Here is a 14,939-nt window from a genome sequence, read left to right as displayed (position 1 = left end):
ACACGTTACGACAAAACTGCTGAAAGCTTCCTCGGCTTCGTCGACATCACGTCAATCCGCATATGGCTCCGCTATTTGTCAACATGACCTAGAAAACCCGTTGATCATCAAAAAGACGATTGAGATTTTTCTTCCAGATAAATGGCCTGAAAAATTTAACCAGGAATATCAGAGAGTCACAGGAACATATCTTAACCTACAAGAAGCTGAAGCTAAGCGGATTGTCCGCCCGTTCGCATGGCTGTACTTTTTGATCTTCTTTTTCGTAACGTTTTTTGTGGTTTCATCCATCCTTGGTGGCATTCAGTGAGGACTTTGCAAATCTGGTCCCAATGACTGCATTGTTCCACAAGTTTATGGTGCCTTGCTACAGCGGCTAAAGTCTACTCCCCGTCCTCCCGACGGATCGCTTCGCGTATGCAGTAAGTTTTTCGCACTTGCAGCGAATGGCGGCTTGTTAACCTTCCAGTCAGGGGGCTTATGGAGAGCGCTCGGTTTGCGGAAATTAAAATGGGCTAAATCTAAGCGACTGAGGAACGCTGACGACAGTTCGTGGCAGGTCAAAAAAGCTCACCGCAGATTCGGTAACCGCCGAAGATCTACAAAATTTCTTGACCAGATTAACACCTAGCCGATAGAGGTCGGGCAGGAGAAGCTGAGATGACCTTTGTAAGCTCATACATACCACAAGAACTGTGCGCGGATAATCGCGACGCAGTGCTTTGTGGCGGCTTCTCTTCGACAGGTGGACTAAGACCCGAGTGATCTAACTCTACCAAAATTGTTCGAACCAGGCCGTCTCTTCCCGAGGCGGCTTTTTCTTTTTCTGGAGCATAGACATGGACCATATCATCGAAACGCTGGAGGACGTCCTCCCGCACATTGTCCCCGACACCGGGATCTTTCATTTCGACCATGATGGATACTCGGTGATCAACTACCTCTACACGCTGGACAACACGTTCGACGGCGCAGTAGCCCGGGAATGCCGAGGGTTGAAATTTGACCCCGACGGCAAACTGATCGCTCGGCCGTTCCACAAGTTCTTCAATCTGGGTGAAAAGCGCCCGATGCAGGAAGAGCCGTGGGATGCGTCTCATGCGGTTCTGGATAAGCTGGACGGCTCGATGATCCACCCGGCGATTGTCGGGGGTGAGATGGTGTTCATGACCCGGATGGGCATTTCCGCACAGTCCCGGGCTGCATGGGCTGTTGCAGGACCTGAGGTCAAAGCACTTTGCGCCGATATGATCGCGGCAGGTTTCACGCCGATCTTCGAGTTCACTGCGCCCGAGAACCGGGTGGTGCTGGCTTATGACGTTCCGCAGCTGACCTTGCTGGCGATCCGGCACATGCGGACAGGGGCCTACATGCCGCACGCGGAGTTGGAGGCTGTCGCCTCCCGGCAAGGTGTTCCGATCGTCGCACAGTTCGACAGGGTCGAGGACGTTCATCGGTTCTGGACTGATGCTCGGGCATTGGAGGGTGTCGAAGGTTACGTCATCGCATTTGAAGACGGCCATCGGCTGAAGATCAAAGCGGATGCCTATGTCCTGCGGCATAAGGCACTGGCTGGGCTGGCGCATGAAAAGAACCTGCTGGCTTGGGTTGCAAAAGGCGCGCTGGACGATGTTCTGCCACTACTGGCACCCGAGGCTGCTGCGCAGGTTCAATCTTACCATGACGAGGTCATGAGGGCGGTTGATGTGCAGGCTGGCGAGATTGACGCCTTCGTGTCTGAACACCGGGAGTTGGCGCGGAAAGAGTTCGCGTTAAAGGCCAAGGCAGAGCTTGACCCGCGGTTGCAATCTGTCGCCTTCCGGGCGTTGGACGGGACACCGCCGAGTAGGAGCCTGCTGGACATTCTGGAACGGGCCGCAGGCTCGGAGAACAAAGTTGAGGCAATCCGGCCGCTCTTCGGTATGCAATGGCAGCCGATCAGCACACCTGAGTGAAAATGGCGCAGGCAGAGATCTCTGCCTGCGCCGACCCTTTGGGTTGCAAGGGTCTTTGCTGGTATCGCGTGCACCAAATAACCCCACACCACGCGATTGGAGGTCGACATACTCTGGTCGAATTCAAGACGATGATTTTCGCGGTGGGCGATATGGAAACAGGTGCATTGGATACCAATCCTTGTTTCGCGATACTATTGACCCCTCGTAGTCTAGGCCAACTATTCCCGATGGTTGAAATGAAGGGTCACTTGTCCAGTCCATCCTGTAAGTCGATGCGATGTTCTTTATTGATTTAGGATCAGTGTAACCGGTTTGATGTTGGATTTCCTGTATAGACATCCCCGATGCCAACATTCTTGCGACTGCGACTTGGCGAATTTTGTGCCAATCAAGTTTTGCAGTGCTGCTCATCGGTTTTCGGAGCTCGACCAGAATCTTGTGAGCATCCCTCGTTGTAAGAGGCTCAGTTTTCATCATTCGGTCGTTCTTTCGCATGACAGGAAACACATAATGCTCCGGGTCATAGCCATCTTCGAAAATCTCCAAATAACGGTATGTCATAGGGCGAAGAGGCTTCGGAATCGGGACGATCGCCTCGAAGGATCGGTCAAAATAGAACCCAAAGTTATGCCCAATTATACGATCTGAAAACCAGAAGCGCGTCGAAGTACCAAACGTATCCACTTGATGGACGAAGTAGGTCATTTGCCAGAGCTGAAGCATCAGCAAGTTACTGATGCTCAAACCGGTTGACCATGCCATCGCGAGTAGAACGCGGTTCCGGCGTCCTCGGATGGAGCTATCCCCCGACTCTTTGATGAGCGCCTGGATATCACGATCATGCACCGACAACAGCGAGCCGCCTGGTGGTTTTTCGATTTCAGGCAATGACTCCACCCATAGATAAATTTTTTTCAGCCAGAGATAATGCGTTCCAAATCCGAATGCACTGCTGATATCTGAATCTGAGTGTAAAATCGCGCCAGTGACGCTCAGTTTTGTCTGTTAAAACTCAATAGGTTGCAGAATAGCTCAGAATTCTGAAATTCTGTTGCCGTGTGACCAAATGAGTGCAAGTGTTATATGGATCATGAAAAACCAAGTAAACACAGATGGTTACCAGAGTTTTTCTTCTTGCTGGGGAATTGTCGTTGCGCTTATGCAGTAGCAAAGTCACGATTAGAGACCCGCAAATGCAGGACCTCAGAGAAAGGCATTTGAAGACGAAGTATGAGCTTCAGCGCGCTGGAAGCTCATTCAACGAGATCGCGCGCGAGCTTGGTTTAAGCCACAGCACGGTGCTTTCAGTGAGCAACTCACGTTCAGTTTCAGCCAAGGTTCAGGCAAGGATCGCGGAAAAAATCGGCGTTCATCCAGCTGAAATCTGGCCCGAACGCTACCCCGAATATAAAGGAGATCCAGAATGAGCGGTTAAACTCATGGGCTCTGAAATAAGCAAGGCCCCGAGGATTTTGCCGATCCTCAAGGGCCTCAAAATCGTTTAGTACCACGATCTTGCTCACTTCATCCCATCCCCACATCAGAAAATCAAGAGAAAACGCGGCCGGCATGTCGGCCGCGACCAAAGCGGCTGTGATTGCGGCCAACATGGGATGAATAGGAGCAATGAAGGATATTCAATCTGCCTGCACAGACCTCGCGGGTTATGCAGATTCGTTCGTGACCAACGTGGCAGCCCGAATATCGAAGGCTGACCACCAGCGGGAGGCTGACTATGACAATGAGATCGTGCTGAAGGATGCGAAGATTTCGACGCTTTCTGCGGAGATTAGGGTCATCAAAGCTGATAACCGTCGCCTTCGAGCACAGCTCAACAAACTGGCGGATATGCAATTCGGCCAATCGAGTGAAAAGTCACCAAAGCGGAAGGATAAGGGCAACGTTGAAGCAGATCATGGAAAAGCACCACCTGATCCGATGAAGCCCGGCCAAGACGGTTCATCAATTGTGTCTGAACCCGAGAAGGTGTCGAAGCCACGGGGTATGAAAGGGAAACAGACCGTGATTATTCCAGCACATCTTCCCCGAGAAGATCGGGTCATCGAGCCGAAGCAGGGTGCCGGGTGCACATGTGGTTGCGCCATGCGACCGATGGGTGAACAAGTGATCGAACGCCTGACCTATAAACCTGCTGAGGTTCGGGTTATTCGGGAACACTATCCCAAATATGTATGCCGGATCTGCGATAAATTTGTGCAAGCAAAGGTGCCACCGCGCGCCTTCGACTATACTCGCTTTGACGATCGGTTGATCGCAGGCCTCGCGGTCAGCAAATTTGCAGATTTCATCCCAAACTATCGCCAAGAGCAGATATTCAAACGTTCTGGTATCAAGTTCCACCGCTCAACCATGGTGCGGCTGATGGACGAGCTTGGAAACGCTCTCGTACCGGTTCACGCGGCCCTTGCAGCGAACTTGAAAACCAGCACCAAGCTGAACATGGACGAGACGGTATTATCCCAGCTGCTACCTGGAAATGGAAAGACGAAGACCTGCTATGTCTGGGCTTTGTGCCGCGACGACCGACGCTGGCTAGGGAATGAGCCGCCAGGTGTCGTTTTCAACTTTGAACAATCTCGGCGCGGTGAACATGCTGAAGAGATCTTGAAAGGCTTCTCAGGAACACTGCAGGTGGATGGCTATGCCGGCTACAATCGCCTTACTCGCGAAGAACGGGATGGCGGCCCTCTAGTCCTCGCTTACTGTTGGGCACATGTGCGCCGGAAGTTCCTGGACGTTTTCAAAGCAACAAAGTCAAAGAAGGCGAACAGCGTTATTGAACTGATCAATGAAATCTATGAAGTTGAGAGGTCTTTGAAGGGCAAGACCGCGGCCATTCGATTGGCGGTGCGAAAAAAAGAAGCGCAACCAATAGTTTTCAGGCTGTTTACGCTGCTTCGCAAACTATCTGGTGAGATTTCGATGAAGTCGACGCTGGGAGCGGCAATCAACTACACGATGAAACTCAGAGACGGTTTGACCACTTTCCTCGAAGATGGAAGAGTGGAATTTGACAACAACGCGGTCGAGAACACCATCCGTCCCATAGCATTGCTGCGGAAGAATGCGCTGTTTGCGGGATCGGAAATTGGTGGTCGCAACTGGGCTTTGATGGCCAGCATTATTGCGACTTGTAAATTGAATGGTGTCGAACCGTATGCCTATCTGACTTGGTTGTTCGATCAGATGGCTGCGGGGCATCCCAGGTCTGAATACGATAAGTTGCTGCCTTGGCATTGCCCAAAAGGTCGCTTCGGCATCGAGTAGTTTTGATCACAACATTTGAATTTAACCCATCCGGCTCCGCCGGGTGGTCCACAAGCATGGCGGAAACCAGTCGTTCGCTGCAATCGCATGAATCCCCGGACGCGACTTTTGAAGCGGCCATTCATATCGGTAATGGAGAGTTGAAACGGAAGGTATTTCTTTTGAAGAGGCGGCTCAGACTAGTTTGCCAATCTCGGTTTCGACAAATGCTTCAACTTCGGTCTATCCCGACCGTAAATTTCGGTGTTCAACAATGTTCTTTTCTGCGACCGGTCCTGTTGCCGCCGTCATATATTTAATGTCTTGAAACAATGTGTCTGAGACAATTCAAACAAGACACGTTTAACCAGAAACGGCACGCGACTCTTGGCCAGTTGCTCGAATTTTGCGTGGCACAGAGACGGACATTCTGAACCAGTCGTGATTGGAGCACATTTCTTTTACGGAACCTTGACAAGAACACGGTTTCAAATAATTTTAATCGCTAAAATATTTAATCAGGTGGCGTTGAATGTATCTTGGTTTGGATTTGGGAACGTCAGGTCTCCGCGGGATTCTGGTAGATGACACAGGACACGTTGTCGGTGATGCCGAAGTCAGCATTTCTACCTCGACGCCTAGGCCTGGCTGGTCTGAACAGGATCCTTTGGATTGGACCAACGCTTGCGAAGATGTTGTTGGAATGCTTCGCGTCGGCAATCAGCAAGCATTCTCAAAATTGCGAGGTATAGGCCTAAGCGGACACATGCACGGCGCTACACTACTGGATTCTGATGGCGAAATACTGAGGCCCTGTATTCTTTGGAACGATACTCGGTCAGCCGCCGAAGCGCGGACACTAGATCAAACACCAGAGATGCGCGCAATATCGGGAAACACCGTATTCCCGGGGTTTACGGCGCCGAAACTCGAATGGTTGCGTGCGAATGAGCCGGATGTGTTTTCAAAGGTGGGCAAGGTACTGCTGCCGAAAGACTATTTGCGGTTTTGGCTGACCGGCGAATATGTTTCAGACATGTCTGACAGCGCAGGAACATCGTGGCTGAACGTTGACGCACGGCAGTGGTCAGAAAAGGCGCTAACGGTAGGTCACATGCGTTTCGAGCAGATGCCGCGCTTGGTCGAAGGAAGTGATCCGGGTGGAGCGTTGAAGGTCCGTTTGAGGCAGGAGTGGGGGCTTTCGAATCCGGTTGTGGTGGCTGGAGGTGCTGGCGACAATGCTGCCACTGCCTGCGGGATCGGGAGCATCAACGACGGCACCGGTTTTGTCTCACTAGGAACGTCTGGCGTGTTGCTTGTAGCGCGGGAAGCCTATGCTCCTGATCCGGAAACAGCCGTGCACTGCTTTTGTCATGCGGTTCCTGATCGGTGGATACAAATGGGTGTCATGCTTTCAGCAACGAACAGCATGAACTGGCTTGCTCGCAACCTTGGCGAACCCGTGGAAAGACTCGCTTCAGCTATGCCTGAAAAACTGAACGGACCTACAGCGATCACCTTCCTGCCATATCTGTCAGGAGAACGGACGCCGCATAACAATAGCCATATCCGAGGCGCGTTTTTGGGCGTGGACATCTCGTCGGAACCCGCTGAGTTGACCCAGTCCGTAATGGAGGGTGTTTCATTGGGAATGAGAGATTGCTTAGAAGCACTGAAGAGCACCGGAACCCAGCCAAATAGCCTTATGGCAGTTGGAGGAGGTGCGCAATCTCGGTTTTGGCTGGAAACTTTGGCTACTGTTTTGCAAGTCCCGCTGGATTTGCCAAAGGGCAGCGAATTCGGTGCCGCCATGGGCGCTGCGCGCCTCGCTATATGTGCTGCCAACGATGCGGAACCGGCGCAAGTCATGACGCCGCCGGAAATTCAGGAACGCATCGAACCACGCGGCGATCTGATTGACGCCTACGAAAACGAATACCGGAGATATAAGCAATTCTATCAGGCGCTTGCGCCGCTGGCAGTAAGATGAAGCCAGAAACGGGCAAAGCCTCCGGGATCGAAACTGCTGTTCTCACCGATGGGAATATGCGTGTTTCGGTTTTGAACTACGGAGCGATCACGCAGGGTTGGTGGTACAAGGACGTGCCGCTCATCCTTGGGTTCGCGGACCCAGATGAATATCTCACAGATACGCGTTATCTGGGCGCAATTGTTGGGCGCGTTGCCAACCGGATCAGAGGCGCGACGTTTGACTTGGAAGGTGCCAGTTTTGAACTGAACACCAATGAGGGCAAAAACACCCTGCATGGCGGTGACGATGGGCTGTCCAAACAGTTCTGGGACCTCGAACAGATTGCACAGAATGAGGTTTTGCTGAGCTACGTTTCTCACGACGGAGAGGGCGGCTTTCCAGGGAATATCAGGTTCGAAGTCAGGATATGCTTACAGGGTTCACGCTTGGTCTATTCAATAGCTGCACAGCCTGATCGGCCGACGCCGATAAGCATTACGCAACATAACTACTACACTTTGGGTGCCTCAGAAGGCGTCGACGAGCATAAGCTGAAACTCGCTTCAAATCGGTATCTGGAAATCGATGATCAGGGTATTCCGTCGGGCAAAGTGCTTGCGACCAACGAAAGCGGGTTGGATTTTTCAACGCCCAATACGATTGGGAGTGTTTCCGAAGGGATCGATCACTATTTCTGCTTTAATCATGATCGCGACCCAAAAGTCTCGGTGGCGGAAATCACTTCACTCTCTGGCCTTGCGTTGACCGTCTACTCAGACCAACCCGGAGCACAGGTCTATTCGGGCTATGAGCTGACAAAACCGCTTCGCACTTCGCGTGGTGTGTGTATCGAACCATCGGGTTATCCCAATGCACCGAATATCTCGTCGTTTCCTTCAATCATCTATACTCCGGAGAATCCGTATCGGCAGGAACTTATTCTAGAAGTTTCTGAGGAATGACATGAGAGCAGTTTCGCTATTTTTGGCTTTCGGATTAGTAATCTCAGTGGAGAGCGGTGCGCGTGCCCAATCGCTTGGTCCTTTGCCGGAGTTCCTCGATCCTGACTTTGGAAGTGCTGAGCTGGGGCGTTTGCTGTTCTATGACCCGATTTTGTCTGGCAACAAGAATATCAGCTGCGCGACCTGTCATCATCCCACGCTTGGCACGTCCGACGGTGTTTCCCTTGGTATAGGGGAAGGGGGAATTGGGTTGGGTCCAGAGCGAACATTAGACCCAGAGAACACCCCGGAACAGCGTATCCCACGAAACTCGCCAGGGCTCTGGAACCTCGGAGCCACTGAGTTCACTACGTTTTTCCATGATGGGCGGCTGGAGGCAGACACAACGCAACCTGATGGCATCAGAACCCCGTTGGGTACTCATATGCGTTCTGGTTTCAATTCAGCGCTTGCCGCACAGGCCATGTTCCCGGTTTTGTCGCCAGACGAAATGGCGGGTCACTATTCTGAGAATGACGTTAGCAAAGCGGTTCGCCTCGGATTTCTGACACAGCAAGGCGGTGCGTGGGATCTGATTGCAGAACGTGTTGCGGCCATTCCGGAGTATGAGCAGAGGTTTGATGACTTAGCGCCGGATGATGAAATTACGTTCACTGCGATTGCCAACGTAATCGCGGACTTTATCGCATTCGAGTGGCGTGCGGATAACAGCCCGTTCGATCGCGCGATGCGAGGTGAGGCTGAGCTGTCAGAAGAGGCCGAGATTGGTATGGGCTTGTTTTATGGAAAAGCCGGATGCAGCAATTGCCACTCGGGCTGGTTCCAGACCGACCACAAGTTTCATTCGATCGCAATACCGCAGATTGGCCCGGGAAAGGCGGCGCGATTTGAAAACCACGTCAGGGACGACGGGCGTCTTCGCGTGACCGGTAATCCCGACGACGCGTTTGCTTTCCGCACGCCAACTTTGCGCAACGTGACACTGACAGCTCCGTACGGGCACAACGGAGCTTTTGCCGAACTTGAGGACATCGTGCGGCATCATCTGGACGCGGTTTCGTCATTAAAAAACTACTCGATCGAGTTGGCCGCATTGCCGGACTTCCCGGGCACCAAAGATCAAAGGGCAATGTCGGACAATGAGCACGTGGAGGCGATTGCCCAAAGCAACAGCCTGTCGAATATTAACCTAACGAATCAGGAAATCGACGCTCTTCTCAGATTTCTGGAAAGCCTTGAAGACGCGGCAGAGCGGCTAGGTGTGCCCGACCAAGTTCCAAGCGGGTTACCGTTTGAAAAGTAATCAGCGGCGAAGACGTATGATTTGGTTGGGCTGATAGTCCAACCACTCGCCTTTCGACCCGTCCGGCCAGATCATACGAACCTGCACCTGGTACTCACTCCCAAGCCCAAAATGCTGAAACCCAGCGATACCACCAGCGTGACCGCCGCCGATTGTTAGCTCGCGGGTCTGAACGCCCAGCGAGGTTTTGACTTCAATAAATCCACCAATTGCTGCGTGATTGGTTTGATCCTGAGTGACATCCAGCAATAGCCAGTTGCCACTCCGAGTAGTGTTCTGACTGACTTCGAGCTCAGAACCTCGGTTGACGACCACCAGATCCAGCCTCCCATCGTTGTTAAGGTCAGCAAGCGCCGCGCCGCGAGACTTAGCCATCGAGGCAGCACCGGCATCTGCTGCGGCTTCAATAAACTGACCGTCGGAGTTCTGTAGTAGTAGGTTATTGGGGTCGTTCAGAGCCGCATCTGGCATCTGTTCTACGTTTCCCTTGGCCACGAAAATATCGTCTAGGCCGTCGTTGTTGACGTCGCCGAACTGTGCGTGCCATCCGGTCGATGGCCTTCCGTCTCCTCCAATATGCGGCCTATGAGCGGTCGTACCCTTTTCGTAAGTCGCGTCGCGCCAGGTCGGGCCGTTTGTAACTGGGTCAAATACCTGGAGTTTCTGATCACCCATCGAAGTCAGGTAAACTTCGGGAAATCCGTCCCCTGTGAGGTCCCGAGAGGCGATCCCCATTCCCCAAATCGAAAATGGAAGCCAGCCCTCGTCTTCTGTATATTGCCGGGGTTCCGGCGCCATCGCCCACAATTGTTCCTGACCGCCGCGCACATAGTAGTGACGGTCATTGCTGACGCGAAGATCCGCGCGACCAGTTCGGGCCCAGTCCGAAAACAAAATAGAAAGTGAGCAGTAGCCGGGCGCAAGATACAGTGGCTTACGGTACAAACGGCCTTCGGGGCGATAGAGAAGGGTCGGGCCGCATGATTCAAAAGGACCTTCGGGATCGAACCGATCAACGTAAGTGCCAAATGCCAAGGTCGGTAAGGTTTGCCCGCTTTCCCATGTTGCTGAGAAACCTGTGGTCCAGTGATCTTCCGTTTGAAAACCGAGTGTATCGAAAGGGCTGAATTGACAGTCGGCGTGGCCCCGAAGAAGCAGGTCTGGGCCAACACGCAAAATCGCCAGATCCATTATGCCGTCACCATCAACGTCGAGAGGATAAGCCCCGGTCACACCTGTCAGCGACAAGCTTTCTGGTGTTTCTGTCTTAAATGATATCTGTTCTCTCGACGTGTTTATGAACAGTTGAGAGCTATTGGATCCGCCTGCTAAGAAGAGCTCCGGCAGGGTATCCCCATTGCAATCGAAAACGGCGACGCCTCCGCCAACAAAATGCTCCCAGCCTCCATCATAGATATGTTTCGGCACATCCACGTTTGAAAACTTAGGAACGTAGGTGTTCGCGTTCGCAACAGAGGCAAAAGCCACAAGTATCGTAAGCTCAGGACGCATTCGCAGAAAGTTCCTTAACTTTGAGGATCGAGATCTGCTCGATCCCATATGCTGCGGCACCTTTTGCCCACATCATGTCGCCCCAATGATGAACTTTGATCTCGGGTAAAGGCGCATCGACCTTCACGACCCCGTTTCGAATACGGTTCATTACTTCGTTGGAACACAGATGTTCGAAACTCATTTGTGCCCCTGAGACGATGATGCACTCTGGGTCATACAAGTTGATCAGGTTGGAAATCCCGAGGCCAAACATCTGACCTGCGCGAGCAAGCACTGATGATGCTCTTTCGTCACCTGAGTTAGCGCGGTCATGTATGTCGGAAACGGATTCCATGCCGTTGGTATGACCGGTGACCGTCATCTCGCGGATCAAAGCATAGTCGCCCACATAGGCTTCAAGACATCCGCGTTGGCCGCATTGGCACAAAGCCCCGTCAAGTTGAACTTTGGTGTGCCCAAACTCAGCGCCGCAGCCTCGTTCTCCACGGTATAGTTTACCGTCCAATACGATGCCAAGGCCAACACCGTGTTCGATCGTAACAACGAGGAAGTTCTTCAAACCCTTGCCCAAGCCAAAAAGCTGCTCGGCCTTGGCGACAAGATTGGCGTCGTTGTCAACGAATGCAGGGCAAGGCAGCTCATTTGAAAGCAAGTGATTGAAATCAATATTTCTCTCAGTAATCGAGGAAGACCAGTGGACAAAATTCTTGTTAGCATCGACCAGCCCAGCCACCCCGATAGAAACACCTGCCAAATGAGCGACAGAACGATCGACCTGACTGCAGGTCTCTTCAAGAGCTTCGTGGATCGCCGATACAAATTCCTGCGGCGACATTCTGGCTTGATCCAGAGCATATTTATGGGATGCGACTTCGTTACCTTCAAAGTCGACCAAGATAACTGAGATTACTTGCCGAGCCACCTTGAGGCCGGCCACAAGGTGCATCTGGCCGTCCAATTGCAGCAATACTCTGGGTCTGCCTCTCTTCCCCGACATTGACTGTGCTTGGCTTTCAGTCTCTTTGACCAGCCCGGCCGAGATGAGATCAGCCGTGGCGGCGGTGACAGTCGCAGGGCTGGTTTGCAAGGCGGATGCAATATCGATCCGCGAGACGGATCCCTTGGCTCTGATGTGCTCCAATACCCGCAATCGGGTTGCGTTTCTTTGTTCCAAAGAAACCGGAGAGGCTTTGCTTTTCAGCATCTTGTCCTCGCGAATCTTGCTGTTGGCCCAATCTATTTGAATTTTAGCGCCGCTTGTAGAGTAAATATTTTACCGACTGAAATAAATATGGTATTCAATTTTGTGAGAGCCGCGAATCGAAGTGCGATGGCTCGACAAATGGGAGGAAATCATGAAGAGAATTCTCAGCTTTTCGGCTCTGGCCACTTTGTTGGCTTCGACCGCATTCGCAGAGCCAGTGGTCGGTGTAAGCTGGTCGAACTTTCAAGAAGAGCGTTGGAAAACGGACGAGGCGGCCATTAAATCTGCGCTTGAAGCAGGGGGCGCCGAATACATTTCGGCAGACGCGCAGTCGTCTTCTGCAAAGCAGCTGTCGGATATTGAAAGCCTGATCGCCCAAGGCGTGGATGCGCTCATCATTCTGGCGCAGGACGCGCAGGCCATCGGGCCAGCAGTTCAGGCTGCGGCAGACGAAGGCATTCCGGTCATTGCCTATGACCGCCTGATCGAAGACGACCGTGCATTTTATCTGACCTTCGACAACGTGGAAGTCGGCAGAATGCAGGCCCGGGCTGTTTTTGAAGCCATGCCCAAGGGCAATTATGTGATGATCAAGGGTTCACCCACCGATCCAAACGCGGATTTCCTGCGGGGTGGTCAGCAAGAGATCATCGGCGCGGCCGTTGACAGTGGTGACATCGTTATCGTGGGCGAGGCCTATACGGATGGTTGGTTGCCCGCGAACGCGCAGCGGAATATGGAACAAATCCTGACCGCGAACGAGAACAACGTGGATGCAGTCGTTGCGTCGAATGACGGTACTGCAGGCGGTGTTGTTGCAGCGCTGACCGCACAGGGCATGGAAGGCATTCCGGTTTCCGGTCAGGACGGCGACCACGCAGCGTTGAACCGTGTTGCACTGGGAACGCAGACAGTATCGGTTTGGAAGGATGCTCGCGAACTTGGAAAGGCCGCTGGCGAAATCGCTGTTGCGCTGAGCGGCGGCACAAGTCCCGCAGAAGTCGAAGGTGCAGTGAGCTGGACTTCACCAGGTGGCACCGAGATGAACTCGGTCTTCCTTGCACCCGTGCCGATCACCAAGGACAACCTGTCTGTCGTTGTGGATGCCGGATGGATCCCATTGGAGGATCTGTGCCAGGGCGTTGAAAACGGACCTGCGCCTTGTAACTAAACCACTCAACCCTGGGCCCATAAGTATGGGCCTGGGGCAAATGCTGAATATGAAAGATCGGAAATGACCGAAACTTCGTCTCAGCCGATACCAGAAAAAGCAAAACCCAGCCTGTTCCAGCAACTGGAACTGGATATGCGGCTTTTGGGAATGATCGGCGCGTTTGTCATCCTATGCATCGGTTTCAACCTCTTTACTGACGGGCGTTTCCTGACGCCGCGCAATCTATTCAACCTGTCCATCCAGACAGTTTCGGTTGCCATTATGGCATGCGGGATGGTGTTCATTATCGTCACGCGACACATCGACTTGTCGGTTGGCGCACTATTGGCAACAACCTCGGCTGTGATGGCAATGACGCAAACCGAGCTTTTGCCGCAAATACTTGGGATGGGTTTGAACAACCCGGCAACCTGGGCGATCACAATCGTTGTCGGACTGTTTGTCGGCACACTGATTGGTGCGTTTCATGGCTGGATGGTTGGTTATCTGACGATACCAGCGTTCATTGTTACGCTTGGTGGATTTCTGGTTTGGCGAAATGTGGCGTGGTATTTGACCAGCGGCCAGACGATTGGTCCTCTGGATAGTACATTCCTGATGTTTGGCGGAACCAACGGAACGTTGGGAACGACGACAAGCTGGTTGTTTGGACTGTTCGCTACTGCGATTGCCATCTGGGCTTTGTGGAGTGGGCGACGCGCAAAAGCGTCTCACGGTTTCCCCGTAAAACCGGTTTGGGCCGAGGCCACCTTGGCTGGGATCATCGCAATCGCCATTCTTGGTTATGTCTACATCGTCAACAGCTACGCAATTCCGACGCGCCGACTGCAACGTATGTTCGAAGCGCGCGGAGAGACAATGCCAGAGGGGCTGGTTGTAGGATACGGCATACCGATTTCTGTCCTCATATTAATCATAGTCGCGGTTACCCTGACGATCGTGGCACGGAAAACCCGGTTTGGTCGGTACATCTTTGCCACTGGCGGCAACCCGGATGCGGCAGAGCTTTCGGGTATCAATACTCGGCTGCTGACCGTGAAGATTTTTGCACTAATGGGTTTCTTGTGCGCCGTTTCCGCGGTGGTCGCCTCGGCCCGCTTGGCAAACCATTCGAACGACATTGGTACGCTCGACGAACTTCGGGTCATAGCCGCTGCAGTGATCGGTGGAACCGCATTGTCGGGCGGCATCGGCACCATTTATGGCGCGATCCTAGGTGCATTGATCATGCAGGCGCTGCAATCGGGCATGGCAATGGTTGGTGTCGACGCGCCGTTTCAGAACATCGTCGTCGGCAGCGTCCTCGTGTTGGCCGTCTATATCGACATCGTTTACCGCAAGCGACTGGGGGCAAAGTAATGCAAGCTCAGGATACGCAGAAAAAACCTCTCGGTACTGGGCGCGGTTCAGGCGCGCCGCCATTGGTCGAGATGCGCGACATCTCGATTTCCTTCGGTGGGATCAAGGCCGTCGACCATGTGTCGGTCGATCTCTATCCGGGTGAAGTCGTTGGCCTGCTTGGCCACAACGGGGCCGGAAAATCCACGTTGATCAAGGTTTTGTCCGGCGCCTATCAGATGGATC

Annotated in this window: 12 protein-coding genes and 1 pseudogene; 10 read left to right on the top strand and 3 right to left on the bottom strand. The window is 52.9% G+C overall.

From position 1 onward, the window contains the following. Both ACR0JA_RS23415 and ACR0JA_RS23410 read left to right on the top strand, forming a co-directional pair. Positions 1–87: pseudogene (locus ACR0JA_RS23415) on the top strand (IS5/IS1182 family transposase); the annotation flags it as partial. Positions 88–839: 752 nt separating this feature from the next. After that, on the top strand, positions 840–1,955 hold the full coding sequence (locus tag ACR0JA_RS23410; protein ID WP_480580303.1) for an RNA ligase: 1,116 nt from the start codon (positions 840–842) through the stop codon (positions 1,953–1,955). A gap of 123 nt (positions 1,956–2,078) precedes the next feature. Here ACR0JA_RS23410 and ACR0JA_RS23405 read toward each other — a convergent pair whose 3' ends face one another. Further along, complete coding sequence (locus tag ACR0JA_RS23405; RefSeq protein ID WP_480580300.1) at positions 2,079–2,846, bottom strand: tyrosine-type recombinase/integrase; 768 nt, start codon at positions 2,844–2,846, stop codon at positions 2,079–2,081. Between the two features lie 305 nt (positions 2,847–3,151). Here ACR0JA_RS23405 and ACR0JA_RS23400 point away from each other — a divergent pair, with 305 nt between their 5' ends. The 5 genes from ACR0JA_RS23400 to ACR0JA_RS23380 all read left to right on the top strand — a co-directional run bounded on the left by ACR0JA_RS23400 (position 3,152) and on the right by ACR0JA_RS23380 (position 9,462). Continuing rightward, entirely contained in the window at positions 3,152–3,385 is a 234-nt protein-coding gene (locus ACR0JA_RS23400) for a helix-turn-helix domain-containing protein (protein WP_039541392.1), read from the top strand. Between the two features lie 199 nt (positions 3,386–3,584). After that, positions 3,585–5,246, top strand: a complete 1,662-nt coding sequence (gene tnpC, locus ACR0JA_RS23395; RefSeq protein WP_480580298.1) for an IS66 family transposase — start codon at positions 3,585–3,587, stop codon at positions 5,244–5,246. Positions 5,247–5,757: 511 nt separating this feature from the next. Next, complete coding sequence (gene xylB, locus ACR0JA_RS23390; protein WP_480580295.1) at positions 5,758–7,215, top strand: xylulokinase; 1,458 nt, start codon at positions 5,758–5,760, stop codon at positions 7,213–7,215. Beyond that, a complete protein-coding gene (locus ACR0JA_RS23385) occupies positions 7,212–8,159 on the top strand; it encodes an aldose epimerase family protein (RefSeq protein ID WP_480580292.1) in 948 nt (315 codons plus the stop codon). Before xylB ends, ACR0JA_RS23385 begins: the two co-directional genes overlap by 4 nt. A gap of 1 nt (position 8,160) precedes the next feature. Next, on the top strand, positions 8,161–9,462 hold the full coding sequence (locus ACR0JA_RS23380) for a cytochrome-c peroxidase (RefSeq protein ID WP_480580290.1): 1,302 nt from the start codon (positions 8,161–8,163) through the stop codon (positions 9,460–9,462). Here ACR0JA_RS23380 and ACR0JA_RS23375 read toward each other — a convergent pair whose 3' ends face one another. Both ACR0JA_RS23375 and ACR0JA_RS23370 read right to left on the bottom strand, forming a co-directional pair. After that, complete coding sequence (locus tag ACR0JA_RS23375) at positions 9,463–10,974, bottom strand: CRTAC1 family protein (protein ID WP_480580287.1); 1,512 nt, start codon at positions 10,972–10,974, stop codon at positions 9,463–9,465. Beyond that, on the bottom strand, positions 10,964–12,181 hold the full coding sequence (locus ACR0JA_RS23370) for an ROK family protein (RefSeq protein ID WP_480580284.1): 1,218 nt from the start codon (positions 12,179–12,181) through the stop codon (positions 10,964–10,966). Before ACR0JA_RS23370 ends, ACR0JA_RS23375 begins: the two co-directional genes overlap by 11 nt. A gap of 151 nt (positions 12,182–12,332) precedes the next feature. On the opposite strand from ACR0JA_RS23370, the gene xylF reads away from it, so the two are divergent. The 3 genes from xylF to ACR0JA_RS23355 all read left to right on the top strand — a co-directional run. Continuing rightward, complete coding sequence (gene xylF, locus ACR0JA_RS23365) at positions 12,333–13,352, top strand: D-xylose ABC transporter substrate-binding protein (protein ID WP_480580281.1); 1,020 nt, start codon at positions 12,333–12,335, stop codon at positions 13,350–13,352. A gap of 63 nt (positions 13,353–13,415) precedes the next feature. Continuing rightward, the gene (locus ACR0JA_RS23360; RefSeq protein ID WP_480580278.1) at positions 13,416–14,714 is read left to right on the top strand and encodes a sugar ABC transporter permease; all 1,299 of its coding nucleotides are present in this window, start codon (positions 13,416–13,418) and stop codon (positions 14,712–14,714) included. Further along, on the top strand, positions 14,714–14,939 hold a 226-nt coding region (locus ACR0JA_RS23355), incomplete at its 3' end, for an ATP-binding cassette domain-containing protein (protein ID WP_480580275.1). The genes ACR0JA_RS23360 and ACR0JA_RS23355, both read left to right, overlap by 1 nt.

The sequence above is a fragment of the Ruegeria sp. AM4 genome (genome assembly GCF_056540665.1).
This window is presented reverse-complemented; position numbering and strand designations above follow the sequence as displayed.

What these genes read in the sequence shown, in the direction of transcription:
- ACR0JA_RS23410 (WP_480580303.1), top strand. Translation starts at nt 840, where the DNA reads ATGGACCATATCATCGAAACGCTGGAGGACGTCCTCCCGCACATTGTC.
- ACR0JA_RS23400 (WP_039541392.1), top strand. Translation starts at nt 3,152, where the DNA reads ATGCAGGACCTCAGAGAAAGGCATTTGAAGACGAAGTATGAGCTTCAG.
- tnpC (WP_480580298.1), top strand. Translation starts at nt 3,585, where the DNA reads ATGAAGGATATTCAATCTGCCTGCACAGACCTCGCGGGTTATGCAGAT.
- xylB (WP_480580295.1), top strand. Translation starts at nt 5,758, where the DNA reads ATGTATCTTGGTTTGGATTTGGGAACGTCAGGTCTCCGCGGGATTCTG.
- ACR0JA_RS23385 (WP_480580292.1), top strand. Translation starts at nt 7,212, where the DNA reads ATGAAGCCAGAAACGGGCAAAGCCTCCGGGATCGAAACTGCTGTTCTC.
- ACR0JA_RS23380 (WP_480580290.1), top strand. Translation starts at nt 8,161, where the DNA reads ATGAGAGCAGTTTCGCTATTTTTGGCTTTCGGATTAGTAATCTCAGTG.
- ACR0JA_RS23375 (WP_480580287.1), bottom strand. Translation starts at nt 10,974, where the DNA reads ATGCGTCCTGAGCTTACGATACTTGTGGCTTTTGCCTCTGTTGCGAAC.
- ACR0JA_RS23370 (WP_480580284.1), bottom strand. Translation starts at nt 12,181, where the DNA reads ATGCTGAAAAGCAAAGCCTCTCCGGTTTCTTTGGAACAAAGAAACGCA.
- xylF (WP_480580281.1), top strand. Translation starts at nt 12,333, where the DNA reads ATGAAGAGAATTCTCAGCTTTTCGGCTCTGGCCACTTTGTTGGCTTCG.
- ACR0JA_RS23360 (WP_480580278.1), top strand. Translation starts at nt 13,416, where the DNA reads ATGACCGAAACTTCGTCTCAGCCGATACCAGAAAAAGCAAAACCCAGC.